Raw genomic sequence first — 23,746 nt, 5'->3', positions numbered from 1 at the left:
AGTGAGGGAAGTGAGGGGAGTGAGGGGAGACAAGATAAGTTTCAATCCCCAATCCCCAATCCCCAATCCCCAATCCCCAATCCCTATACTCTCCGAAAACCCATCCGCCCATTAACCGGATCAAACAAGACGTTAAATCTATCGAAGAATGCCATCCCAGTATTCACCAATATAGGCTGCTCTGCTTGTGGAGAAACATTGATATTCCAGACATTAAACCCGTCGCGGTTTCCTGGTACCAGGCTATAGTCAAAGACTTTAGGTATTGTTACCTTCACAGTATTTGCTGGGCTTAACCTGCCTGGTTTCAGTTTACCCATAAGGGAAGCAGACTTAAATTCAGTCATCCCATTACCTGAAGCAACAACCATTCTGTTGTTACAAGCATTTTTCATGGCACTCCCAGCAATAGTTAAACAAACACCATTGAGTCTAGAGTCCCATCTCTTACCGGGTACACCATTAATTGCAGGTTGTTGACTCAAGGCAGCCATCCTAAAACCTGATTGATTATTGGCTGTCAAGCCGAGAATCAGGCTACCGTTGTTGTTACTACCACCGTTACCCGTAACAATAAATCCGTTACTTAGATTGCCTGGAAGTTTTCTCAATGGGTTATAGGGAAGTGTGCGCTCAGAATAGTTGACACCGATAATACCAGAGAATGGTGTACCACTTCTGGCAGAGCAATTGGGTTTTTGGGGGATACATTGACGACTGGTAACGACTTGCACAGGAACAGGTTCTTCTGTCGCTATCAAACCAATCCGAACATGAGTGTAAACTAACTCTCCTTCCAGAACAGTACCATCACTTAAGACTTCCCTGATGCTTTGACCTGTGCTATTGATGGGGGCATTGCCTAAAAACTCTCTAGGTACTCTCAGCCCCGCCGAGCCTGTATCCAGTAAAATCCGCCTGGGCTGACCACCTGCTACTGCTACCTCAACAAAATAACCGCGTTGAGCAACAGCACCTCTAGGATATAGAGGCACAGTCACCGTATTAAAACTGGGTTTTCGGGCTGTAATTTGGGAGGTATCACGCCTAAGCGGTTGAGGAAAAAGGGCTTGAAATCCAGCCTGTCGCTGTGCCACAGGTTCCGGTGCAGAGTCCCAAAGACTTTCATAGTAGAAAAAGACCGCACCTAAACCACGTTCTTGAGCAGCCCGGACTTGAGACTGAATCTGTGAAATGGAAACCGGGCGATTTCTCAACCCAGTCATAATCCCTATACCAGTGGGTATTAATTGCCGTGTCTCGACAATTTCTGGAGTAATCAGTTTACTGTTAAAACTTTGCAAATCATTGCGATAAACCTGTACTACCAGCTCGTCTACAACACCCAAACGTACCCAGTTGAGCCAATCTTGTAATTGAAACTTATAAGCAAAGTCATAGTAATTAGGAGAAACAGAAAAAATAGCATTGGGCTTTCTGGCTTTCACAGCTTTGTTTAGCTCCACCATAAAGGCTGTGATTTTATCTGCTCGCCATTTCATCCATGCTTGTGCTTGGGGATTGGGTGGGGGAGGGCTACCAATTTCTTGGGTATATAAGTTTATCGTGTATTTGTCGTAGCCAAAATCCACAGGTAAACTCATGTGGTCGTCAAATTGAATACCATCCGCGTTATATTTGGTAACAATTTCTACCACAAGGTCAGTAATAAACTTCTGCACTTCCGGATGAAAGGGATTTAGCCAAGCCACCTCACCCGCAGCACTAATTGAGGTTTGGGTGCCATCTCGCTTTTGTGTCAGCCAATCGGGATGCTGCGATGCTAACTCTGAAGTTAAGGGAGCCATGAAACCAAACTCAAACCAAGGTATGGCCAGTAATCCTTGATTCCGAGCTTGAGTTAGGATGTCTGCAATGATATCTTGTCCCTCTGCACCTCTAAAGAAAAAAGGGATGCCCATTCGTTGCGTTATTTCACTGGGATATTTTGTGTAGCCATCATTCCAAACCACTGGATAAACCGTATTAAAGTTTAATCGCCGCAATTGAGCAAGTGTGTCCTGGACTTTAGCGCGATTTTTTAAGATATCAAAGTCATTATTAGTCAGCCACACCCCGCGAATTTCTGAAGGTGGTAACTGGGGTAGTTGAGCAGTTACAGGGGTAAGGTTTTCTAGCGTCAATACTGTAGCCAGCGATATGGCAAACAGAACAGGAAAAAAACGCTTAATTAAACGCCAACCTGGACGAATGAAAGATAATTGCTTCGGTATGGCTAATAATTGAGCAAACCAAGGGTTAACTCGTGTACTTTGGCGTTGAAATTGCGTTGACATTACTTTATGAATATTGATGCTGAATAAATCAGGTTAATTTATAACATTGCTTTCAAAGCAAACGCCAAATGACTGCAATAGGTAAACTAATGCAGATTTAGCTTAATCACGATAATTGACGCAGCTAATAAGTGATAGTGCCTGCTAAGTAAGAATTTTTTGGCGTTACCAAGTTATTGGGGATGGGGGATTTGACTCAATACCCAATCCCCAGTCCCTAATCCCCAGTCCCCAATCCCCAGTCCCCAATCCCCAATCCCCTACTTCTTCTCCGGCAAATTTCTGGGTGGGATGTCTCTACCTCGGTAAAACCGTTGCTCGAACTTGCCCAAACCGAACCAAGTCCCTGCACCGAGTACAACAGCCACAGTCACGACGATACCAGTAATTACAGAAGGTTGTTCCTGCATCAATATTAGTAACGGCAACAAACTCCAAGCCAATACCGTTGCTATACCTACCCCCACCCGCAAACGTTGGAAGTTTTTGAGGGCAGTACGGCAACTGGCGCATTGTTTCGTATGGGAATGATATCTATCTAGTAAGGCTTCCTTAGTTAATGGCGGTGTTAAAGTCTGTCCGGGAAATGGTTCAGCATGATATTGCTGCCGCCAAGAGTGCAACTGAGCTACGAAAGCATCGGCTTTAGTTGGTAAATAAAACGCCTTGTTCAAATTAGCACTGCCACCCCGTTGTTCGAGATACCTTTCTTGGTAATGTAAGAAAATCTGGTCATCTTCCAATACACCATTTTGACCAATATGGGAATACCAGCGCGGAGTCAGTTTGATAAATAGCCCTGGTATTTTGGAGGAGAACTTGAAGGGAAAGCGAGCAAATAGCCGACATTCTCCCTTGCGAATGGGGGTGGCGTAAACTACCGTTAACGTCCTCCCAAACTGCTTTGAGGTGAGGTCATGCCACATCAAACCCGGCGCGATGAAGGTAGTATCTTGTTTGCCTAGAGTGCCTTTGCGGGGGCCTTCCTCCCAAATCCCTTTAAATCCCCATTTTCCAGATTCTACCACCTCTAAATTCACAGGAGATACATTAGCTCGGTTGCCGACGGTGCGGTGGTGGGTGTAGGGTATATGGCTGGAATCGAGGACGTTTTCCATCAATGTCAGGGCATCGTAGGGTATGTCTCGAAAGGTATTGAGACATACCCAGCCATCCGCGTCTTCTTCCAGGGCATCAACGATAGGAACTGTGGTTTGAGCAGCATTCTCGGCACGGCCAGGATAGACAAACAAGAGTCCTTGACGCACTGTGGTAGGTAGGGAGTTAACACAAGCACGTAGAGAGGTTTCGGCTTTATCTCCTGCTGCTTGTTGTGGGATGCGCTCACACTTACCCGTTCCAGAAAATGCCCAACCATGATAAGGACATTCCAACCAGCCATCCTCGTTGATTCTGCCTTCGGAAAGCGGGGCTAAACGGTGTGGACATTGGTCTGCAAAGGCTCGCCAAGTCTGTTCATTTTTGTCCCACCACAACACGATATCCCGCTCTAGTAAGGTGAAGCGAGTCGGCTGGGATTTATCTAAATCTTCGACATAATGGACGGGATACCAAACCTCTTGCCAGTCAAAGCGTTCTGGATCTAGCCCACCAGCCGGTAAGGTGGCGGCACTGGTTAAGGATGGTGACTGTAACAGGCTGTTGGTCATGGTGAGATATGTAGAGAATGATGCACTATCACCAAAAATGTAACAATTTTTTAACTAAGGTGGGAGACAAGAGTTGAGAAATCAATCGATGGTCTACATTAACATCAGTTGAACTCAAAAATTTCCATGCTATGGCAGTAGACACAGGGAAATGTACAGAGGCTAAAACCGTTTTGCGTCAGGCGCTGGCGGCTAACAATGGTAATACTAAAGACAAAACAGTAATTGCTGCTATTGAAAATCTCCAGGCTGTGAACTCCGAGATAGCCCCAGCCCGTAACAATACGCTACAAGATGGTACATGGCTGTTGATTAGTGCGCCGAATTTTCCCGGTGGGGAATTGCTTCCTAATGGTAAGTTTGCTTATAGCCTTGGTCGTCTGGCTTTTAATATGTTTCAGCCGACCGGATTGAAATTAGTAATTGACCGAGTGCTGCAACCTGTTTTTCCTGTAGGCAATGGTGAACAACGCACCCATGATATTGTGGTGGAGTTTACAACTATTGATGAGTCCTTTCCCCAACTGTCTGGGATTGTGCGTAACTTAGGAGTTTGTCAACCTATTAGTGATAGGGTGCTACAAGTCAAATTCACGGGGGGAGTTTTAGCACCGCAAGACCCTAACAGCATAGATGATTGGCGCGCGGTTTTTGGTCAGCAAAGTAAACCGACAAAACAAACTATCAAAGAGAATTTGATGTCTGTTGTCTTGCGGTTGATGTTTGGGTTAGTTCCTCCCCAAGGTATAAATCCTACAACCGGAGAAGTAGCTTTTACAATGGAGCGATCGCCTAAAGGTCGTCTAGAAATTCTCTATCTTGATGAAGAACTGCGGATTACTCGCGGAGAAAAAGGAACTGTCTTAGTCTGTGAGCGACTTTAAATCAATCAACAAAATTCTCCTACCAGTAGTATTGATAGGAGAATTAACATCAAAAGTTAAGTAATATCTAGAAGTTGTAACCTACACCTAATAACAAGCCGACATCAGTCTGATCAACAAAAGCTGCATTGACAGCACCAGTCAAAGTGAAACGATTTCCCAGAGGAACATCGACACCACCAGTGAGTAGCAAACCAATGTCAGTATCGTCACTAGCTTCGAGGGCTACACCAGCACCGATGTAAGGCGATACAGACAACTGTTGAACAACACCAGGCTCTACTGAACGAGGTGCAAAATCATAAGTTAAGGGTACGAGAAATACTGTATCGTTCCCAAACACAACAGATGGACGTACTGATAAAGTCCGTGTTAAACCAATTTTGCTGATCACTGCAAAATTACTTTCACTCAAAGCTGTATCACCACCTAAACCGATATTGCCAGCAGCACCTATATAGCTAGAGCCGCCACGAGTAGCTCGACCTGGTTTAATCTCATTAGTAGGAGCTTGTGCTTGATTAGTTTCTCCTTGTGGTTGCTGGCTGGTAAGATTGGGGGGAATTAAGACCTCGTTAATGGCATGAATGACACCATTGCTGGCCTGAATATCTGATTGAACAACTCTAGCTTCGTTAACGGCTACTTGATTGGTAGCAGTGTCGACTTTAATATTTACAGGCGCGCTCTCAACAGTTTTTAGTTCTCCAGATGAGAGTTGATTAGCAGTTAATTGTCCAGGAACCACATGATAGCGCAATATTTGAATTAGTAATGGTCTATTCTGCGGCTGTTGCAATTGTTGTATAGTACCAGCCGGTAAAGCTGCAAATGCTTGGTCAGTGGGTGCGAACACTGTATAAGGGCCTGGCTGTTGTAAGATATCTGCTAAACCTGCTGTCTTGAGTAAAGAAGTTAAGGTAGTAAAAGAATTACTAGAGGCAGCTACAGAAACAATATCATTACCAGTTTGAGCATTGCTAGCGGTTCTACCTACTATATATTCAGCAGCTGTAACGTTACTAGCCAAAGGTTGTGCCTGTCCTTGCTTCACTAAAGCTTGATACAAAATTGCTGCGGCCTCAGCACGAGTCAGAGGTTCTAGGGGATTAAGCTGTCTAACATTAGGATAGTTAACAACTACGTTAGCTTGTGTTGCTGCCGCGACATCATTGACCGCATAGTTGGGGATGGCTGAAGCATCTGTAAAGTAGGTATTGACAACACCTGTTGCAGAGTCAGTAGCTTGTAAGCCTAAGCCATTGGTTAATGCCACGATCGCCTGCACTTTGGGGATTTGTTGATTTGGCAAAAACACGTTTCCAGGATAGCCTGTTAAAAATCCTGTTTCGTAAGCTTCCTGAATTGCTGAAGCTGCCCAAAAGTTAGCCGAAACATCTGTAAATCCACTGGCGCTTAATTGTCGGACTGGTTGTTGGTTAAATGCCTTTTGGATCATGGTCGCAAATTCAGCCCGACTTACCGCTTGGCTAGGCTTAAATGAGCCATCGGGAAAGCCACTAATCACATTTCTTTCAGCCAGGGCTTCGATGAATGGACGCGCCCAAAAATCTGCACTCACATCAGAAAAATTAGTGGCTGCAACTGTATAAGGTGCAGTATTTTGAGCTAACACCACGCTAGAAATTGTCAAAGGAGCAACTGTAGCTGCTGCTAATCCTAAAGCCAGTAAATTACCACCTGTTGATGACCAGTGAAAGAAATTAGGCACGAAATTATCCTCCAAAAAGTTAATTTTTCTGCTCAATCAATGTATGAGAATTTGGCAAATATCTTGTTGACTATAGCTAGGCGAAATTATGCACCTTAGCTTTATATATGATTGAAAATTTAAAGCACAGATATATATAATTCTTAATTTATTAGCTGAAAAATACAACTAGCTAAAGGTTCAATTTGTAGAAACGTTTTTCATACTTTAGATAGTTGATCACCCATTAGATTTAATTATTGTTATATTTTATTCAAGATTATTATTATGTTCCAAGAGTGGGTTTTAAAAATTATTAGTGATGTATTAAATACTTTTATATCTTCCCTAAATCCTGATTTTTAAGGGGGAATTGAAGAAGTTTTCTCCTCCGCCCCTCTGCTCCTCTGCTGCCTTAATGATCAGTTTTTAACTGCACACAATATTTAGAGTGACAGTTGGTTGAGTCTTACTATTTGCGTTCATAGAAGTCAAGTTTCATCTTTAAAGATATACCACCGACTCGGTTGATGGTTTCACTACCAGGAATGATTTCCCAACCCAGTCGTTGATATAAACGTAACGCTGGATTTGATTTTCTGATGCTGAGTGATATAGCAGGATAAACAACTTTGGCGGCTGCTATTAAATGAGTGAGTAATTGGTTTCCTATGCCTTGACTGCGGTATTCTGGGAGAAGTGCGATCGCTAGTTCAGGGGTGCGATTGTGAACATAACCATACCCTGGATTTTCCCTAGTCAGTAAACGTAACCATGCAGCACCGACAGACTGATTGCTACTGACTAAGGTAGCAGCAACGCCCATGTCATCTTGTAATCCCCAGTCTTTCACATACTTTGCTAAGTGACATACTCCCCGCGCCGCCCTCCGGGACGGCGGGGGCTTCTCAGTGACTCCCGGCAACCCGTCGGACATTTCCTGAGCTTTGAAGAACGGGATGCCCCGCCGCTCTGTGTTTTATATTTCGCGCCGCGTTGTGGTCACGGTCGTAACTAGCACCACACTGGCAACTGTGCCATCGGTCAGCAAGCACCTTGGGAACTGTCGCCCCGCAGTCAGAACACTCTTGACTTGTGCCGTTAGGGTTTACCGCTACTACCAAACACCCAGCACTTGCAGCCTTGGTGTTGAGAATTTGTAGAAATTGACCCCATCCAGCATCATTCACGGACTTAGCAAGCATGGACTTTGCTAGTCCTTTGATGTTTAGGTTTTCATGTGCGATGACTTGAGATTTAGTTAATAACCATATTGCAGTTTTATAATGAAAATCTTTACGCTGATTAGCGACTTTTAAATGAACTTTGGCAACACGTTTAATCGCTTTTTTACGACGATTTGACCTTTTGTTTTTGCGTGATAATTGACGCTGTAACCGCTTCAATCTCTTCTCGGATTTGCGGTAATGTTGGGGGATTTCTACTTCCTGGTTGTCACTCGTCACCAAGAATGATTTCAGCCCCATGTCAATACCCACAGTGTTATCCAGCGCGGGGATGACATAAGTTTTAGTGCTAGGCACTGTCACATCTTCCAAACTAAGACTGATATACCAGCCGTCAGCTTTACAGGTAATCGTGGCGGTTTTGATTTTGAAGCCGTCAGGAATAGGACGGTGCAAAATCATCTTTATCTTGCCGATTTTGGGTAACTGAATGAATTTACCCTGTATGTGTTCTGGTTTGATGGGGTCGGGAAACGCTAATGAACGGTAACGCCCTTTGCCTTTAAACCGTGGACGACCTGATTTTTTACCCTTCGGGTTCGCAGTCGCTCTACTTGGGGAGACCCCAAGACCGCGCTGCTCACCATTACTATCGCCCTTAAGCCAACGGTCAAATGTCTTTTCAACCCGTGCGATTACGTCCTGTAGCGTATGTGAGGGAAGTTCTTTATAGTCAGAAAACAGAGTTTTGGTGTTTGTTAATTCGCGCTTTTGGCTGTAGTAACTGGGCTTATCTTTTAACCGTGGCAGATGACAAACTTCCAATGAACAACGATCAATGTCACATCGATTTTGCTCCCACCAGTTGAACCGTTCACCAAGTCGATAATTATATTGACGACGGCACAATTCTAGCCATTGTTCAAACGTGGCTATCTGTTGCTTGGTTGGACGTAGACGGTACTGGTAGGCTATTCGCATTCTTATCTAATCTTTCTCTGGTTCAAATAAATCGGCCAAATTTTCAACTGTGGATCTTGTGATTTTGCAAAGTTTGATGGTTTGCCTTAGCGTAAGTCGCGGAGTATGAACTCCGCGTTCCCAGTTGGAAACAGTTTGATCAGTAACGCCTACTGCCTCTGCTATTTGTCTTTGAGTGAGTCCTAGAGACTCTCTTAGCGTCATAAAGCTTTCACCTGAAGTCATCTATATAAAATACTACTACAAGTTGTTAATACAAGTCAACTTGACAACTACAAGCTAACTTGATTTAATAGTAATAGAGAAAGCGGCTTGCCTCGAAAACTAACCGCTTCTCTATCCAAAACTTGGTAATAGTATTATGTCAAAAATTAAGGTCGGGATACAACCGGGTATTGCTGTTGCAATATCATTCGCGCTGTCTTGTTCAAGTTTTTCACGCCCAGTTAATGCAAATCCAGCGATACTTGCACCTGCTGCTTTTTGTGCAGGGACTGCTGGAGTAGGGTGTATTTTGATTGGTGCTGTTGCTATCGCTGGAGCAACTTACTACGTTTGGGAATATAGCGGAGGAAAAAGAGTTGTAGCTGACGCAGTAGGTAATGTATTCCGGTCTGATGATTACCTAGAAGATCCAGAACAAGAAGATCAAGGCTCGGTATATCCGTTAAACGCTAAGTCTTGGCAAGCAGCACAAAGAGAATGCGCTTACTTAATGGGATACTCTAAAAAGTTTAGAGTTTTCCTGAAAAAAGGTGTTTGGTATTGTACGGATAAAGGAGTATAAGCATGAACATACAATCAAGACTTTTAGAGATTTGGGAAAATGATCCACCAAGTTTTTTCTACATTAATCTCCCGTTACCTAATAGTCCATCAGTCATGCTTGATGGCGGTGGAAGTGGTTGTTATGATGCCGCTATTTTTATCCAAGAAATAGAATCTAATCTTGATAAAAAGAAAGGTAATTTGTGGAGTGTTCAAACATTTGGACACTATGACAATTCCAATCATGAATGGCATCTTGCGGGATATGAGGTTTTTGACCATCAGGTTTATCAGAAATTTATTATTCTGTATTATGAACCTGTTAACTATACTCAGGTCGTTCAAGATTGCATGGGGAAAAGTGTAACAAAAGAACTTGTCACACGTAACTAAACTTTTTTAATAATTATTGTGCCTGCATTTTGCAGGCTTTTTTATGGCTTATAAATCAACCGCTAGGTCTATCTCTGACCTAAAAGCACATCTGGTTTTGACCACCAAGTACCGCAAGAAAGTAATCACACCTGCAATGCTAATTCGATTGGGTGAATCGGTTAATCACATATCCCAGAAATGGGGTTGTGAAGTCGTTGAATTTAATGGCGAAAGTGACCCTTCGGGTTCGCAGTCGCTTCAAGCCGGGAAACCCGTCCAACGCGCTGCTCACCATGTTCACCTGTTATTCCGCTACTATCCCCAAATGCAACTATCGAAGTTTGTCAACGCCTTAAAATCTTACACAAGTCAACAAATTCGTAAAGAGTTTTTGATGGAGATTAGGCGCGTTTATTGGGGTAAACCCGTGTTTTGGAATAGTGCTTACTTCATTGCCTCGTGCGGTGGGGTGACTGTCGAGGTTCTAAAACAATACGTGCAGAATCAAGACTCCTCGACTTGCGCCCAAGACCAATTGGCGATTCCTCACCCACCCCACTCACCCCGTCAACCTAGCGGTTGACATCGGTTCGGGGGTGTGTTCGTCACCGCCCCGACATTCTTCCCATCGCCGCCCTTCGGGACGGCGTGGGGCTGCTGTCGGAAATAGCTCAGGATGATTCATGGCATCTTGCACTGTTAAATCACCTTCTGCTGCCATGTGTGCGGCTTCATACAGCATTTGCCACAGAAAAGGCTCATCTTGTTGTGTCAGTGGACGAATTATGTAATTCATATCCAAAAGTGAACTTTTAGGGCATTTTACTGAGTGAAGTTGGTAAACCATCAATACTCACAACATTTTTTTGCTGCTGATAGTCTTTAATTCCCTGTTCTCCTTTTTTATCAGCCCAATTAACTAGAGTCTGTCGTTGACCTTTATATTCATAAAGTGGGACACCAAAACCACAGGATGTCTGCACACGTTCCACGTCAACAAGGATAATTTGACGAGTTCCTGGTATTTGGGGAAACAAGGAATACAAGTCATACCAATCTGGGGAAGTTGGTAAAATTGTTTTTCCTTGTCCGTAGAGACGTAAAATACATGGCGGTTCTTCAAAAGCGCAAAACATTAAAGTAATCCGCCCGTTTTCTTCTAGATGGGCTGAAGTTTCGTTGCCACTACCTGTTAAATCTAAGTAGGCTACTTGATGGGGAGAAAGCAGCCGCAAACAATCCAATCCTTTAGGGGAGAGGTTAACATGACCATCAGGACTCAGGGGCGCTGAACCAACAAAAAACAGATGCTGGGCTGCTATAAAGTTTTGCAGTTGTTCTGTAATACAGTCAAAAACTTTAGCCATAGACTATAAAGACGGAGAGTCGAGAATAGTAAATGACCTTACCATTGTTGGTAGTGATTGTGTGATGATATCTGGATTTTCTTCAGCATTGAGTTGATTTTTATCTGGTGTAGTTACTGATATATGTAGGTATTTTGATACTTGGATGCAACCGAGAATCAGGGATGGGTGTAGTGGCAGTTAATTTTAAGGGAATTACCCCAGCCCATACAGATAGTTGATAATCAGCTTCATCATCAAGAGGTCCACCAGTACGAAGTTTTGCAGATGCTTCTGCTAGAGGTAGAGATAATACAAGAGTTCCGGCTAATTCGTGACGATTAGGCGATCGCACTTCTTCCCATCTGCCATTAATGACGTGTTCTGTAAATGCTTTGAGGGCAGCTAATTTTTGTTCAGTATCTTCTACTATAGTGGCTGTACCAAACACTACAACTGAACGATAATTCATGGAGTGGTGAAACGCCGAACGTGCCAATACTAACCCATCCAACAAAGTTACAGTAACGCAGACATCGATACCTTGTTGTAGGGTTCTGAGCATCCGACTAGCAGGTGAGCCATGAATATACAAGGTGTCATTTACTCTTCCGTAAGCTGTGGGAATGACAAAAGGTTGTCCTTCAGCGACAAAACCTACATGACAGACTAATCCTTCATCCAAGACTTGATAAATCGTTTCACGTTCATAGTTTCCTCTTTGGGGTACACGCTTAACAGTTGTTCTTTGACTGGGAGCTTTTTGTTGAGACATGACTAGAAACTTTTACTCTACATCACTAGAGTATTTAGATAAGTGGCATGATACAAGTGCCACTTTTTAACTAAGCTACCAGTCCACTTGCAAATCTAATTCGTAATTACCGACGATTTCTGATTATGGATTTTGCCATTACTATTGACCCACACGCATCTTTACCTCTGCATCGCCAAGTGTACGAGGAATTGCGCCAGGCGATTCTCTCAGGTAGATTAGCACCAGGTCAAAAACTACCTTCCACCAGAACACTCTCTCAATTTCTCAGTATTTCCCGCGCTACTGTTACTCAAAGCTATGAACAATTACTTAGTGAGGGTTATCTAGAAACAATTTTGGGTTCAGGAACTTTTGTTTGTCGGCAACTTCCTGATGATTTACTCAATACTGCACCTGTTCAGTCACCATCACAACCAACCGCTTCATCAGTATCTTTATCAACTTATGGTCAAAATCTGAGTGACAAAGGATTTTTTCGCTTGCCAGAACCAGAATTGGAAATTAACTTTAGCTATGGAAGACCAGCATTTGACAGGTTTCCTATAGACCTGTGGCGCAAGTTATTAGCTCGTCATTGTCGCTCAAATCCCAGTGTGCTTGATTATACTGTTTACTCAATGGGTTATCAACCATTAAGGCAGGCGATCGCTTCTTATCTGGCTCGTTCTAGGGCTGTTCAGTGTAGTGCAGAGCAAATCATGATTGTGGGTGGTTCTCAGCAAGGACTTGACTTAATTACACGGCTTTTCATTGACAGGGGTGATGGGATTGCACTAGAAGAACCGGGTCATTTAGGGGCAAGAAGGGCTTTTTTAGCGCAAGGAGCTAGTTTATTTCCTATACCTGTAGATCAATCTGGCTTAATCGTTAACAGTCTAAAAACAAGTATAATTCCCAACCTTAAACTTGTTTATGTTACTCCGTCTCACCAATTTCCGACAGGAGCAGTGTTATCACTTCCCCGCAGGCTGGAGTTATTAACTTGGGCGCAGAAATCAGGAGTGATGATTATTGAAGATGACTATGATAGCGAATATCGTTATGGTGAGCGTCCCATCCCAGCGTTGCAAGGATTAGACCAAGGTAACTCAGTGATTTATCTGGGTACATTTTCCAAGGTACTATTTCCGGCTTTGCGTTTGGGTTATTTAGTTGTGCCACACAATTTAGTACCTATCTTTGCCCGTGCCAAATGGCTAGCAGACAGGCAATGTAGTTTATTAGCACAGTATGCCCTGACTGATTTTATTACAGAAGGACATCTAGAACGCCATATCAGAAGGATGCGATCGCTATACGACCAACGACGGCAAACTTTGGTACAGTCTTTGTTGTTTTATTGTGGCGATTTAGTCACGATTGTGGGAGAAAATGCCGGAATGCACCTCATGATCAAAATACACACCCATCTTTGTGATGAAGAAATCATCCAGCGTGCAGCCCAGGCCGGAGTAGGTATTGTTGCGGCATATCCCAACTATTTAAAACATAGTCCTGGAAGTGAATTTATTTTGGGATATGCCGAACTAAATGAGTCTCAAATTACGGAAGGAGTGAGCCGACTAGCTCAAGTGATCATTGGTAAATCAGATGATAATTAAAAATAGCTGCCTGATTTGCGATGTTCTATAGCAGTAACGCCCTCATTTTCTAACACTTCGCCTTGATCAACTACAGCATAAATTAACCAGCGATCGCCACATTGAAGTTGATTTTTTACTGTACATTCCAAATAGGCTAATGCCTCTGTCAGAATCAAACAACCGTTTTCAGCAGTTTTAGTCCCCAGGTTAGCAAAGGGATTATCCCCTAATGTACTTTGACGGGAAAAATAACGCCTGACATTTCTACCTTCTTTCAGGATATTCAACACAAATCTATCCCCAGGATGACGCATTAAATCTGCATTCTGTTCTTGAGCTACAGCCAGCATAATTCCTGGTGGGTTAAAGGTGGCTTGTGAGATCCAAGAAGTTAAAATGCCTTTGTGGGTGTCTTGGTCGCGTGTGGTGACGACGCACAAAGACCCAATAATTCGTCCTACGGCTTGTTCAGTCCGGTCGATTTGGGATTCTGTGACGGCTTGGCGGGTATTGCGGAGTTTTTTGGTCTTTTTCAAGGTTTGAGCAAAGTTCGCTCCAGCTGTCTGACACTCTTGTAGTGTCTCTGGTGTGGGGCTAAAGCGTACCCGAATGGTTTCAAACCCTAAACGATAATTGGCATCTTTGAGTTTACTTTCGATTAAATCAATGGCTTCACCACTCCAACCATAGGAACCAAATACTCCAGCTAATTTAGTTTTCGCAGCTGTGGAGAGGACTATACCCAAAGCGGTTTGAATTTGGGTTGGGGCATGACCGCCGAGGGTGGGAGAACCGATAATAAAACCATCGCTAGCTTCGATGATGCGGGTAATTTCTGTAGGGTCGGCTAGTTCGCAGTTGATAGACTCAACATTGATGCCATTTTCAATTAAACCTTGAGCGATCGCATTCGCTACAGTTGCTGTATTTCCATAGGCGGAAGCATACAACAACGCCACACTTAAATCCTGAGATTTCTGTGCTTGACACCATTGGCGGTAGTCGTGAGTAAAACGACTGAGGCTATAGCGAATTACGGGGCCATGAGCTGGTGCATAAAATCTCGCTCCCAACCCTGCTAATTTATCTAAGGCAACTTCTACCTGTTTGGCTTGGGGTGCATGGAGACAGTCAAAGTAATAACGACGTTCCCCGTCTAACTGTTTCCAGTCTTCATCAAATAGGGTATCTTCGCAGATATGTGCGCCAAAAAACTTATCTGTGTAGAGGATTTTGGTAGCAGTATCGTAAGTACAAAGTCCATCCGGCCATCGGGGAGTCGGGACAGTGATAAAATTCAGCCGATGTCCCTGTCCTAAATCTAGACTGTCTTCCCAGCGCACAGCTTGAATGCGGGATTCCCATTCCGGAAAAGTAGCTTTGAGAACATTAGCCGCCGGACGAGAACAAATCAAGGTAACTTGGGGTGCTTGTGCCAGCAATTCCTTTAATGTTGCACTACGGTTAGGGTTGACGTGACCGAGAATAATATAATCAAGACGCGTCAAATCGAGATTTTGGGCTAATTGGTCTAGGTAAATCGTCGTAAAAGATTCACCGGGAGGATCAATTAAAGCGATTTTGTCAGCTTGGATGAGATAAGAATTGGCTGTAGTTCCCCGTTGACGGGAATACTCAACCTCAAATTTTAATCTTTCCCAAGTACGCGATCGCAATACGAGTGTATTCTGACCAATTTCTGCAACCTGTACATCTCTGGGGCGAATAGGAGTGGAGATAGTCATAATTTAATATGGGGATTGGGGATTGGGGACTGGGTATGGGGGATAAAACCTAACCCTGCGGCTTCTTCCTAGTCCCTTACAATGCGGTTTTTATAACGTTGGGATATGTTTTGTTCTGGGTCAATACCTTCAAAGGTCGGGGGTAGCCAAACTCGTACAACTAAAAGTACGCTGAGAACTAAGAGGAAGGCACAAGTGGCTAGAACTTGACTCCAAGAGATTTCTAGTACACCTTTGACAATGATTTCTCGTAAAACGGAAACAATGGAGACTTCAACAGCTACGCCGATAGAAATGCGTTGTTCTTGGAGATAAATAATCAGTAGGCGAAATAACTCTACCAAGATGAGCAGAAATAAAATATCGGCTGTCACAACATGAAAGTCTAGGGGCGGAAGCAGGGAGAGAAACATATCTCTCACCTGAATTGCCATGAAACTAAATAACCCGATACACAAGGAAATCACAATCACATCTTGGATAAGTTCCAAACTGCGAACAATGCGGCTGCGATTGATTTCATAGGCAGACAGGGCGTTATCTTCTATGGGTTTATACATGACTGTTGAGTGATTGGTGGTTGGAGATTGGGGGATGAGGGGGATGTAGCTTGCTTCTCTTACGATGGCGTAAGCCTACCCGTAGGGTGGGAGATGAGGGGGATGAGGGAAGGAAGACAAGGGGGACAATGTAGAATTTACTTCGCCTACTTTCTGTCACCTGTAACCTGTAACCTGTCCCCTGTCACCTGTCACCTAATAATGATTTCCAACTTTGCGGTGATGAACTGCGGTGAGTGCGTTGATATCGGCGACTCTGCCGCTTTGCACTGTGCTGTAGATAATCCAATGATCGCCGCAGTCTATGCGACTGGTGATTTCACATTCTATGTAGGCTAAAGCGTCTGCAAGTATGGGCGCACCATTGCCAGCCGGGTATGTCTTCACATCAGCAAATCGGTCTGCACCAGGGGGGAAACGTTTGAGGAAATGTCTCATTAAGCCTTGATAGTTGCCTTCTGCTAGGACGTTTAACACAAAGCGATCGCCTAATTGCATTAAGGATTCAATCGCTCGTTCTTTCCCTACTGCAATTGCTACTCCTAATGGGTTGAGGCTGGCTTGTGTCACCCAGGAGGCAAACATGGCACTTTGAATTTCGCCTTTTTTGGTGGTGATAATATATAGTCCCCCACTAATGCGTCCGAGGGCTTTTTCTAGTTCACTGTTAATTGATTTGATTTGTTTAATGGTGCGATCGCGGGTTAACCATTGCCCCAGATCTGTCCCCGCTTCATCACAGAGTTTTTCTATGGTTTGGCTGGGTGGTTCTTTGACTAAAACTGGTGGAAATGCTTCTGTTAAACCCAACTCTTGCAACTTATTGCGTAAGGGATATACAGGTTCATCTTCTCCCCCACCAGACTCTAATAAACCGATGGCTTGTTTATGATGTACTGCTGCCAAAATTGTACTTAAAGCCGCTTGGGCTGTGGCTGATGATTGGGGTGGCATGGCAATAATTAAACCGGCCGCTTGTGCTACTAATTCTGTGACTTCTTGGGGTTCAGCACTATTTAAGTCGATTAATTCTATCGCTACACCCGCCTTTGTACATCCATGAGCTATATTGCGAACTAAATGCTCACTATAACCATAATCTTCGGCATAGAATGCAGCCACTAATGTCTCTGTTTTCGCTTGTTCTAAACTCCAAGTTTGATATTTTTCTATCCATTCACAGATGTGATGTTGTAATAAAGGCCCGTGTCCTGTGGCGACGGTTTTAATGTCTAATTTTTCGATGCGTTTTAAAGCTGCCAATACTGACCGGGCATTTGGCCCCATCAGACAATCATAGTAATACTTAAAATCTGCTTCTATGGAATAGAAGTTTTCATCATAGGTCTGATCATCGCAATAGTGCATTCCAAATACATCACAGGTGTAGAGAATACCTGTTTTATAGTCGTAGGTGAAAATTGTGTCAGGCCAATGTAAGTTAGGGGCAGAGACAAATTCTAACTCATGACCGTTGCCTAAATCTAAGCGATCGCCACTTTTTACCAGCATGGATTTAAATGGCTGGTGAACCATATTTTCTAAAAATTGGATAGCTACCTTTGCACCAACAATAGTGATAGCCGGAGCTAATTGCAAAATATCTTTGACTAAACCACTATGGTCTGGTTCTGTGTGGCTAATAATCAGGTAATCTATTTCATTTGGATCAATTAATCCTGTGATTAACTCTAGATATAACTGCTCAAACTTTTTATGAGAAGTATCAACTAAAGCAATCTTTTCTCCTTTAATCAAGAAAGAATTATAGGTTGTGCCATTGCGTAATCCAAACTCGATATCAAAACGCTCACGATCCCAATCTAAACAACGAATAGCTGTTGTTTCGCTAGCTATTTCTACAGTCTGAACCGTCAAAAGACCAGGATTAGGAATAATTTGAGTATTTTCTGTGAGTGTGACCATTGGGATTATCCAAAGAAATATTATCTGTAATTTAAGTATTCTTATTCCTATATTTACTTGAGATTCCTAATTGGTAAAATGCCAATATTTAAAGAGATTGATTAGAAATATTTATTAAGTAAGACTTCAACAATCAGTTCTGATTAGTATTGATTAACATTGAAATTAATCAATGCTAATCATTGGTTTTATTGGTAAGAGGGTGTTTGAAAAGTGTTAGGCTGTGACTTTAAGTACATTCAGATCCCCCCTAACCCCCCTTCAAAAGGGGAGAATCCAATGCTTCATTCCCCAATCCCCACACAACAAATCAACAGCGAAATCGCCAACTGTGCAGGCGTGGAAATGTATGTACTGCGCCTTGACTTGATGCACCCGTGGGTAAACGGTAATAAGTGGTTCAAACTGAAATACAATCTGTTGGCTGCTAAAGAGGAAAATTTCACGACATTACTCACCTTTGGCGGTGCTTATTCTAATCACATCTATGCAACGGCGGCGGCTGGAAATCTTTTCGGATTTCGCACTATCGGCGTGATTCGCGGTGAGGAAAGGCTACCCCTAAACCCCACTCTCAGTTTTGCTGTGCAACAAGGGATGCAACTGATGTATGTTGATCGCGAAACCTACCGCCAACGTCACACCCCAGAACTACACGCACAATTACGCCAGCGTTTTGGTGAGGTGTTTATGATTCCTGAAGGTGGTTGTAATCTCAATGGTGTACGCGGTTGTACAGAGATACTGGCTGAAGTTACAGCAATATTTAATACTGTATGTATGGCTTGTGGTACAGCCACTACTTTGATTGGTTTGACTCTGGCATCACCATCGGCAAAGAAAATACTTGGTTTCCCTGTGTTGAAAAATGGGGAATTTCTCAAACAAGACATCAACAACCTATTAACGCAGTACCTCGCTTCTGGCTTACCTGCGCCATCTCTGACTCCCACACCTTGGGAATTAATCTGCAACTACCATTTTGGAGGTTATGCCAAGGTAAATGATCATCTTTTAGCATTTAGCCAAGAGTTTACCCAAACTTACGGTATCCCCCTTGATTATGTATATACCGCCAAAATGTTTTATGGCGTGATAGATTTAATACAACAAGGATTTTTTGCTAGAGGCGATCGCTTATTGTTAATCCACACAGGCGGCTTACAAGGGAATCTAGGAATGAGAGAAAGGTTGAAGAATCTCCCGGTTTTGTTTAGAAATGAGGCTAGCGAAATGTCGTTAACCGGGAGCATTTCAAATTAGTAAATAACTTTTGAAGCGATCAAACCAATCAATACAGCAAAACCTAGGGTTCTACGAAAATAATTAACACCTTGAAATAATTCCATCCACGCCCAAGTAAATAAGGCACCATACGCCACTAAATCTAACACTGTATTGATTTTGCCATTGGTGAAAATGAGAGATAGCAAACTAGCTACTATCCAAACAATAAGCGGTAAATTTGGCATTTGAGCTATGACAACATTGCCATTGCTGTCACGGAAGGTTTTATCAACTAATGTATTTTCCATCATCTTGAATTGTAACTACTTAATAGATTGAAACATTCATAAAAATCTCTTTCCAAGCATCTAATTGCTGAAATTAAAGCTGTAAAACATATCCATATATGCGTATACTAAGAGGGAGATATCTCATATATATGTGATGGCATGAGTGTCATTTGGATATCCCCACTTTTTTAATCAATCTTAAGATAGAGCGATCGCCACTATTCACCGTTATCCCGATTTCTCCACTCACTCATGTAGAAGCTAATGAAAGTATGAGATGGAGCTAAAAGCGTGCAAATCACTAAGCGCAACGTTGAGTTGAGGGTAGACGACAGCTTGATGCGTGTTTATGTCGCATCACCTAAGCCTGCCGGAAAATATCCAGGTATTTTATTTTACAGCGATATTTATCAGTTAGGTGGGGCAATGATTCGGCTAGTGAACTACCTAGCGGGATTTGGCTATGTAGTAGCAGCACCAGAAATTTTTCATCGCCTTGAGCCAATTGGTTTAGTGATTGAGCCAGATGATTTGGGGAGAATGCGGGGTAATGATAATGCGCGGCGAACTGCGATCGCAGAATATGATGCTGATTGTCGTGCCATGATTGATTTCCTCAAAGCAGACACTGCGGTTAATCCCGATAAAATCGGCACTCTTGGCTTTTGTATTGGTGGACATTTAGCTTTTCGGGCAGCTTTTGCCAACGAAATTAAAGCCGCCGTTTGCTGTTACCCAACGGGGATACCCAGTGGCAAGTTAGGTAAAGGTGTAGCTGATACTATTCACAGATTCAGTGAAATCACAGGTGAAATGCTGCTGATACTTGGCACACTTGATCCTCACATTCCAGAAAGCGATCGCCAAACTCTCCTGAAAGCCCTTGAGGATGCTAAAATTCCTCACACCGTACATTTATATGAAGCAGAACATACCTTCATGCGCGACGATGGTTATCGCTATGATGCCGCAGCCGCTACCTCCGCTTGGGCTGAGATAGTAACTTTCTTGACTAGAATGTTTGCTTAGTTAAGAGTCCCCAGTCCCCAGTCCCCAGTCCCCAATCCCCAATCCCCAATCCCCAGTCCTTTCTCACGGTTCACTCAATATTTCATTCATAGTGTGTAATAACTCACTAAGAGTGTAGGGCTTCCTTAAGAATGCACTAACGCCAGCGTCAGTAGCTTCTATCAGCTGGCTGTTGGTGGCAATACCGCTAATAGCCAAAATCTTAATATTGGGGTTCATTTGTTGCAAAATGCGGATGGTAGTTAACCCATCCATTGAGGGCATCATCATATCCATAATGACCATGCTAATTTCATCTTGGTGTTGGGCATACAATGAAATCGCCTCGATACCATCACCAGCCTTTATAGTTCTATAGTTGGAGTCTTCTAGGGAAGTTTTGGTAATCTCCTGGATGGCAACTTCATCATCTACAACCAAAATCAATTCGTTATTACCATTAGGCAATTCTAAGTTCTCGGTTGGCTGAATTCCCATTTTCTCTACAGAAGGTAAGTAAACCTGAAATTGACTACCTTTGCCTACTTCGCTGACGACGTTGATAAATCCACCATGATTCTGCACAATACCCATCGCCGTTGACAAACCTAGCCCTGTACCTTTACCTAATTCTTTAGTTGTAAAAAAAGGTTCAAAAATTCGCTCTAAAATTAAGGGAGGAATACCTAGCCCTGTATCGGAAATCGTGATGACTACATAAGCACCTACTTGAGCATCTAGATTCATGCGGGCAAAGTTTTCATCAACTACGAAGTTTTCCGCAGAAATGTACAAAGTACCGCCTTTGGGCATGGCATCACGGGCGTTAACACACAGGTTCATTAATACCTGATGTATTTGAGTGCCATCTGCCATGATCGTCCACAGTCTTGATGCTGGTAGCTGTTTGACAATATTGATTGATTTGGGGAATGTACTGGTGAGGATTTGCTCAACTTCTAATAATAGATGTTCCATTTGCAGAGGTTGGACAGAAACGCCTCTGCTATCAGAGCCACGGGCAAATGTCAGAATTTGCTTGACTAAATCAGCCGCACGTTTGGAGTTATGTTCGAGAACCTTCAGCATTTGTTTATGACGCGCATCCAAATGTGGCAGTTTATGCGCCAATATTTGTACTGAAGACATGATCGGTGTCAAGATGTTGTTGAGATCATGGGCAATACCGCTTGCTAATGTGCCGAGACTTTCTAGGCGTTGAGCGCGGAGAAATTGGGCTTCCAGTTGTTTTTTTTCTGTGATGTCAGTATCAACAATCAAAATTGATTTGGGTTGCTGGGCTTCATCCAGCATTAATGTCAAGCGACTAGCAACAATGACTTCTTTGCCAGATTTAGTTAGCTTCCGCAACTCACCCTGCCACGAACCACTTTCAACTACAGCCTTTTTCGCTACTTCCATCTGTAACCCAATTTCTTGGTGAAACAGCTCATTAGCATTTTGAGCGATCGCCTCTCCTGCACAAAAGCCATATAATCTTTCTGCGCCTTTGTTCCAGTACAAAATTTCTTGCTCTAGTGTACAGACAATAATTGCATCGGCGGTGATATCAAGTAGAGCTGCTTGTTCGCGAATTTTCTGTTCTGCTAACCTTCTTTCTACAAGTTCCGCCTGTACCTGTTCATATAGTTCTGATTGCTGGATGGCAATACTTACCTGTGTTGCTAACTGCTGGAGTAAATCGATTTCCCAAGTTAGCCATTTGCGTGTTGATGCACACTGATTAGCCACTAACAATCCCCACAATTTGTCTTTTTGTAAGATGGGAACTGCTAAGTTAGCTTTGATTTGAAATTCAGCCAGTAACTCGCGATGGCATTCACTTAAACCTGATGTATCAATGTCTACAACCGCTTGGATACGCCCCTGTCTATACTCCTCACCTTGAGTTTCCATGAAATAAGTATCTTCTACATGAGCATTCAGAGCAGAGATCCAACGTTGATCAACAGACTCGACTACTACGACTCCACTATAGTCTGCTTCAAAGCGATAAATAAATACTCGGTCTGCCTGTAGGAACTTTCTGACTTCAGCTACTGTAGTATTGAGAACTTCGTTGAGGTTCAAACTGCGGCGAATACGTTGGGCAATTGACATCACCAGTTGCTGCCGTTCAACCTGCTTTTGTAATGCCTTTTCTGCCCTCTGGCGATCGCGAATTTCCTGCTGCAAAAGAGTATTAGCTCGTGAAAGCTCGGCTGTCCGTTTCTCAACTTGTGGATTGAACTGATCATTGTTCTTCTTGGACATACTTAGCCTAATCTTTGAGGTTATTGATATTTTTTGCTGCTAGTACCGATGCACAAAATTCAAAATACAAAATTTTTAGCTTTTTTTACTGATGATTTGGTTGGTTCGTTTACACCATACTGTGCTATGTCTACATATAATCTAAGGTTTATAGTCCTGATTTTCTATAAGTCAACATTAAAAGTATCTCTTATGGGAGTGTTCTAAATCAAAACACAAATTTTTATTAAGCGTGTGCTAATTAGCTGTTTTGGGACTTTACCACCTTCAGAGTTATATTTTTACCCATTTGTTACTAATAATAAAAAAATCCCCACTTTCACAGTGAAGGGATTACTTTGTAGCTTTTTGGTTAATGAAGTAGATCCTAGCAAATACAAATCAAAGTTTTTTCTGGCAATTCCTACACTCTTCAACCTAATACCCTTTTTTTAGAGAGTTAAGCACAAAAAAATCTATCTTCTCTAGCCTTTTTCACCTAAACTCTATCTTCGTTCCTCATAATCTTCAGAAGACTTGGGATCTAATTCCCAGCGACGATCATCACGCTGTTCTAAAATATCGTTGGTGCGAAGAAAAGCTCTATCGTCCATTTCCAATCCCACGGCTTTTTCTATATCTTCTGTGACATTTTGATCAGGAGTGGGAGCAGTACCGCCAACAGCTTCATCCCCTACTGTGTCTGCATCTTGCCAATAGGCATCAATATCACCGCCTGTGAGTTCGGGACTGGTATCTGTGTACTCATGCCTTTTAGCTTGGAGCGATCGCCCCCCAATATTGTACCCTGGTAGGTCTTTGACACCAGTGCCATAAGATTCAGTAATTTCCTGTGGCAAATTATCTAAATTAATTTCTTCTTGATTATTATTTTGCTCTGTCATAATTTTAGCCTTTTCTATATCATCACCATAACGTTTTCTTGCCATCAAGTTGTACTACAGAGGTTGTACAACTTTAGGAATAAAACAATCTATTTCCAGAGAACGACGGAAAAATAGCTATTACAACATAATCTTAAAAATATGAAATCAAGGTCAAGCCACTTGTAGTTGAATTCGTTAGTTATGAGCAAGGGATTCTCAATCCACACAAAAATAGCTAAAAAATTCCTGCTCATAACTTTTTTATGTTTC

At 42.8% G+C, this 23,746-nt stretch carries 22 protein-coding genes; 7 read left to right on the top strand and 15 right to left on the bottom strand.

What is annotated here, in order from left to right; all coding sequences use genetic code 11:
- Positions 1-83 precede the first annotated feature (83 nt).
- Together NOS7524_RS13170 and NOS7524_RS13165 are read right to left on the bottom strand one after the other, a co-directional pair.
- The gene (locus tag NOS7524_RS13170) at positions 84-2,297 is read right to left on the bottom strand and encodes a family 10 glycosylhydrolase (protein ID WP_015138973.1); all 2,214 of its coding nucleotides are present in this window, start codon (positions 2,295-2,297) and stop codon (positions 84-86) included.
- Positions 2,298-2,557: 260 nt separating this feature from the next.
- A complete protein-coding gene (locus NOS7524_RS13165; protein WP_015138972.1) occupies positions 2,558-3,967 on the bottom strand; it encodes an aromatic ring-hydroxylating dioxygenase subunit alpha in 1,410 nt (469 codons plus the stop codon).
- A 131-nt stretch (positions 3,968-4,098) separates the two neighbouring features.
- Here NOS7524_RS13165 and NOS7524_RS13160 point away from each other — a divergent pair, with 131 nt between their 5' ends.
- Positions 4,099-4,851, top strand: a complete 753-nt coding sequence (locus tag NOS7524_RS13160; RefSeq protein WP_015138971.1) for a PAP/fibrillin family protein — start codon at positions 4,099-4,101, stop codon at positions 4,849-4,851.
- A 67-nt stretch (positions 4,852-4,918) separates the two neighbouring features.
- Here the strand turns inward: NOS7524_RS13160 and NOS7524_RS13155 are convergent, their stop codons facing one another.
- From NOS7524_RS13155 to NOS7524_RS13140, 4 genes are all read right to left on the bottom strand, one after another.
- Positions 4,919-6,583, bottom strand: a complete 1,665-nt coding sequence (locus NOS7524_RS13155; RefSeq protein ID WP_015138970.1) for a fasciclin domain-containing protein — start codon at positions 6,581-6,583, stop codon at positions 4,919-4,921.
- 451 nt (positions 6,584-7,034) lie between these two features.
- Entirely contained in the window at positions 7,035-7,415 is a 381-nt protein-coding gene (locus NOS7524_RS28030) for a GNAT family N-acetyltransferase (protein WP_235622433.1), read from the bottom strand.
- 55 nt (positions 7,416-7,470) lie between these two features.
- The gene (locus NOS7524_RS13145) at positions 7,471-8,730 is read right to left on the bottom strand and encodes an RNA-guided endonuclease InsQ/TnpB family protein (protein ID WP_015138968.1); all 1,260 of its coding nucleotides are present in this window, start codon (positions 8,728-8,730) and stop codon (positions 7,471-7,473) included.
- Between the two features lie 6 nt (positions 8,731-8,736).
- On the bottom strand, positions 8,737-8,934 hold the full coding sequence (locus NOS7524_RS13140; protein WP_235622432.1) for a helix-turn-helix transcriptional regulator: 198 nt from the start codon (positions 8,932-8,934) through the stop codon (positions 8,737-8,739).
- A gap of 157 nt (positions 8,935-9,091) precedes the next feature.
- Between NOS7524_RS13140 and NOS7524_RS27825 the strand changes: the two genes are divergently transcribed.
- Genes NOS7524_RS27825 through tnpA form a run of 3 tightly spaced genes read left to right on the top strand, consistent with a single transcriptional unit; the run spans position 9,092 to position 10,456 of the window.
- On the top strand, positions 9,092-9,517 hold the full coding sequence (locus NOS7524_RS27825; RefSeq protein ID WP_015138966.1) for a hypothetical protein: 426 nt from the start codon (positions 9,092-9,094) through the stop codon (positions 9,515-9,517).
- Between the two features lie 2 nt (positions 9,518-9,519).
- Entirely contained in the window at positions 9,520-9,891 is a 372-nt protein-coding gene (locus NOS7524_RS13130; RefSeq protein WP_015138965.1) for a hypothetical protein, read from the top strand.
- 43 nt (positions 9,892-9,934) lie between these two features.
- Positions 9,935-10,456: an IS200/IS605 family transposase gene (tnpA, locus tag NOS7524_RS13125; protein ID WP_015138964.1), complete on the top strand. Its 522-nt coding sequence runs from the start codon at positions 9,935-9,937 to the stop codon at positions 10,454-10,456.
- On the opposite strand, the gene NOS7524_RS30720 is transcribed toward tnpA, so the two are convergent.
- From NOS7524_RS30720 to NOS7524_RS13110, 3 genes are all read right to left on the bottom strand, one after another.
- Positions 10,433-10,669: a hypothetical protein gene (locus tag NOS7524_RS30720; RefSeq protein ID WP_015138963.1), complete on the bottom strand. Its 237-nt coding sequence runs from the start codon at positions 10,667-10,669 to the stop codon at positions 10,433-10,435. The two genes, tnpA and NOS7524_RS30720, sit on opposite strands and share 24 nt — an antisense overlap.
- Positions 10,670-10,685: 16 nt before the next feature.
- Entirely contained in the window at positions 10,686-11,240 is a 555-nt protein-coding gene (locus NOS7524_RS13115) for a pyridoxamine 5'-phosphate oxidase family protein (protein WP_015138962.1), read from the bottom strand.
- Between the two features lie 100 nt (positions 11,241-11,340).
- Positions 11,341-11,994 (bottom strand): pyridoxamine 5'-phosphate oxidase family protein, encoded by a 654-nt coding sequence (locus NOS7524_RS13110; protein WP_015138961.1) that lies wholly within the window; start codon positions 11,992-11,994, stop codon positions 11,341-11,343.
- Positions 11,995-12,119: 125 nt separating this feature from the next.
- Between NOS7524_RS13110 and pdxR the strand changes: the two genes are divergently transcribed.
- Positions 12,120-13,598, top strand: coding sequence for a MocR-like pyridoxine biosynthesis transcription factor PdxR (gene pdxR / locus NOS7524_RS13105; protein ID WP_015138960.1), 1,479 nt, complete (start codon positions 12,120-12,122; stop codon positions 13,596-13,598).
- On the opposite strand, the gene NOS7524_RS13100 is transcribed toward pdxR, so the two are convergent.
- The 3 genes from NOS7524_RS13100 to NOS7524_RS13090 all read right to left on the bottom strand — a co-directional run bounded on the left by NOS7524_RS13100 (position 13,595) and on the right by NOS7524_RS13090 (position 17,811).
- Positions 13,595-15,325 (bottom strand): diflavin flavoprotein, encoded by a 1,731-nt coding sequence (locus NOS7524_RS13100; RefSeq protein WP_015138959.1) that lies wholly within the window; start codon positions 15,323-15,325, stop codon positions 13,595-13,597. The genes pdxR and NOS7524_RS13100 overlap by 4 nt on opposite strands.
- Positions 15,326-15,393: 68 nt before the next feature.
- Positions 15,394-15,885 carry a phosphate-starvation-inducible PsiE family protein gene (locus NOS7524_RS13095; RefSeq protein ID WP_015138958.1) on the bottom strand — a complete coding sequence of 164 codons (492 nt, stop codon included), beginning with the start codon at positions 15,883-15,885 and terminating at the stop codon, positions 15,394-15,396.
- Positions 15,886-16,080: 195 nt separating this feature from the next.
- Positions 16,081-17,811, bottom strand: a complete 1,731-nt coding sequence (locus NOS7524_RS13090) for a diflavin flavoprotein (RefSeq protein ID WP_015138957.1) — start codon at positions 17,809-17,811, stop codon at positions 16,081-16,083.
- 279 nt (positions 17,812-18,090) lie between these two features.
- Between NOS7524_RS13090 and NOS7524_RS13085 the strand changes: the two genes are divergently transcribed.
- Positions 18,091-19,074, top strand: coding sequence for a 1-aminocyclopropane-1-carboxylate deaminase/D-cysteine desulfhydrase (locus tag NOS7524_RS13085; protein ID WP_015138956.1), 984 nt, complete (start codon positions 18,091-18,093; stop codon positions 19,072-19,074).
- On the opposite strand, the gene NOS7524_RS13080 is transcribed toward NOS7524_RS13085, so the two are convergent.
- Positions 19,071-19,346: a hypothetical protein gene (locus NOS7524_RS13080; protein ID WP_015138955.1), complete on the bottom strand. Its 276-nt coding sequence runs from the start codon at positions 19,344-19,346 to the stop codon at positions 19,071-19,073. The two genes, NOS7524_RS13085 and NOS7524_RS13080, sit on opposite strands and share 4 nt — an antisense overlap.
- 273 nt (positions 19,347-19,619) lie before the next feature.
- On the opposite strand from NOS7524_RS13080, the gene NOS7524_RS13075 reads away from it, so the two are divergent.
- Entirely contained in the window at positions 19,620-20,357 is a 738-nt protein-coding gene (locus NOS7524_RS13075) for a dienelactone hydrolase family protein (RefSeq protein ID WP_015138954.1), read from the top strand.
- A gap of 63 nt (positions 20,358-20,420) precedes the next feature.
- On the opposite strand, the gene NOS7524_RS13070 is transcribed toward NOS7524_RS13075, so the two are convergent.
- Complete coding sequence (locus NOS7524_RS13070; RefSeq protein ID WP_015138953.1) at positions 20,421-22,610, bottom strand: hybrid sensor histidine kinase/response regulator; 2,190 nt, start codon at positions 22,608-22,610, stop codon at positions 20,421-20,423.
- A gap of 485 nt (positions 22,611-23,095) precedes the next feature.
- Positions 23,096-23,539: a DUF6335 family protein gene (locus tag NOS7524_RS13065; protein WP_015138952.1), complete on the bottom strand. Its 444-nt coding sequence runs from the start codon at positions 23,537-23,539 to the stop codon at positions 23,096-23,098.
- Positions 23,540-23,746: the final 207 nt, after the last annotated feature.

Source organism: Nostoc sp. PCC 7524 (genome assembly GCF_000316645.1).
In the GTDB taxonomy this organism is placed as follows: domain Bacteria; phylum Cyanobacteriota; class Cyanobacteriia; order Cyanobacteriales; family Nostocaceae; genus Trichormus.
Note: the sequence above shows the minus strand (reverse complement) of the source record. Positions and strands in the feature narration are given on the sequence as shown.

Excerpts from the sequence above, each read along its gene's own strand:
- NOS7524_RS13095 (WP_015138958.1), bottom strand. The coding sequence starts at position 15,885 with ATGTATAAACCCATAGAAGATAACGCCCTGTCTGCCTATGAAATCAAT.
- tnpA (WP_015138964.1), top strand. The coding sequence starts at position 9,935 with ATGGCTTATAAATCAACCGCTAGGTCTATCTCTGACCTAAAAGCACAT.
- NOS7524_RS13165 (WP_015138972.1), bottom strand. The coding sequence starts at position 3,967 with ATGACCAACAGCCTGTTACAGTCACCATCCTTAACCAGTGCCGCCACC.
- NOS7524_RS13065 (WP_015138952.1), bottom strand. The coding sequence starts at position 23,539 with ATGGCAAGAAAACGTTATGGTGATGATATAGAAAAGGCTAAAATTATG.
- NOS7524_RS13110 (WP_015138961.1), bottom strand. The coding sequence starts at position 11,994 with ATGTCTCAACAAAAAGCTCCCAGTCAAAGAACAACTGTTAAGCGTGTA.
- NOS7524_RS13115 (WP_015138962.1), bottom strand. The coding sequence starts at position 11,240 with ATGGCTAAAGTTTTTGACTGTATTACAGAACAACTGCAAAACTTTATA.
- NOS7524_RS13145 (WP_015138968.1), bottom strand. The coding sequence starts at position 8,730 with ATGCGAATAGCCTACCAGTACCGTCTACGTCCAACCAAGCAACAGATA.
- NOS7524_RS13085 (WP_015138956.1), top strand. The coding sequence starts at position 18,091 with ATGCTTCATTCCCCAATCCCCACACAACAAATCAACAGCGAAATCGCC.
- NOS7524_RS13160 (WP_015138971.1), top strand. The coding sequence starts at position 4,099 with ATGGCAGTAGACACAGGGAAATGTACAGAGGCTAAAACCGTTTTGCGT.
- NOS7524_RS13100 (WP_015138959.1), bottom strand. The coding sequence starts at position 15,325 with ATGACTATCTCCACTCCTATTCGCCCCAGAGATGTACAGGTTGCAGAA.
- NOS7524_RS13130 (WP_015138965.1), top strand. The coding sequence starts at position 9,520 with ATGAACATACAATCAAGACTTTTAGAGATTTGGGAAAATGATCCACCA.
- NOS7524_RS13140 (WP_235622432.1), bottom strand. The coding sequence starts at position 8,934 with ATGACGCTAAGAGAGTCTCTAGGACTCACTCAAAGACAAATAGCAGAG.
- NOS7524_RS13090 (WP_015138957.1), bottom strand. The coding sequence starts at position 17,811 with ATGGTCACACTCACAGAAAATACTCAAATTATTCCTAATCCTGGTCTT.
- NOS7524_RS30720 (WP_015138963.1), bottom strand. The coding sequence starts at position 10,669 with ATGAATTACATAATTCGTCCACTGACACAACAAGATGAGCCTTTTCTG.
- NOS7524_RS13080 (WP_015138955.1), bottom strand. The coding sequence starts at position 19,346 with ATGGAAAATACATTAGTTGATAAAACCTTCCGTGACAGCAATGGCAAT.
- pdxR (WP_015138960.1), top strand. The coding sequence starts at position 12,120 with ATGGATTTTGCCATTACTATTGACCCACACGCATCTTTACCTCTGCAT.
- NOS7524_RS13070 (WP_015138953.1), bottom strand. The coding sequence starts at position 22,610 with ATGTCCAAGAAGAACAATGATCAGTTCAATCCACAAGTTGAGAAACGG.
- NOS7524_RS27825 (WP_015138966.1), top strand. The coding sequence starts at position 9,092 with ATGTCAAAAATTAAGGTCGGGATACAACCGGGTATTGCTGTTGCAATA.
- NOS7524_RS13170 (WP_015138973.1), bottom strand. The coding sequence starts at position 2,297 with ATGTCAACGCAATTTCAACGCCAAAGTACACGAGTTAACCCTTGGTTT.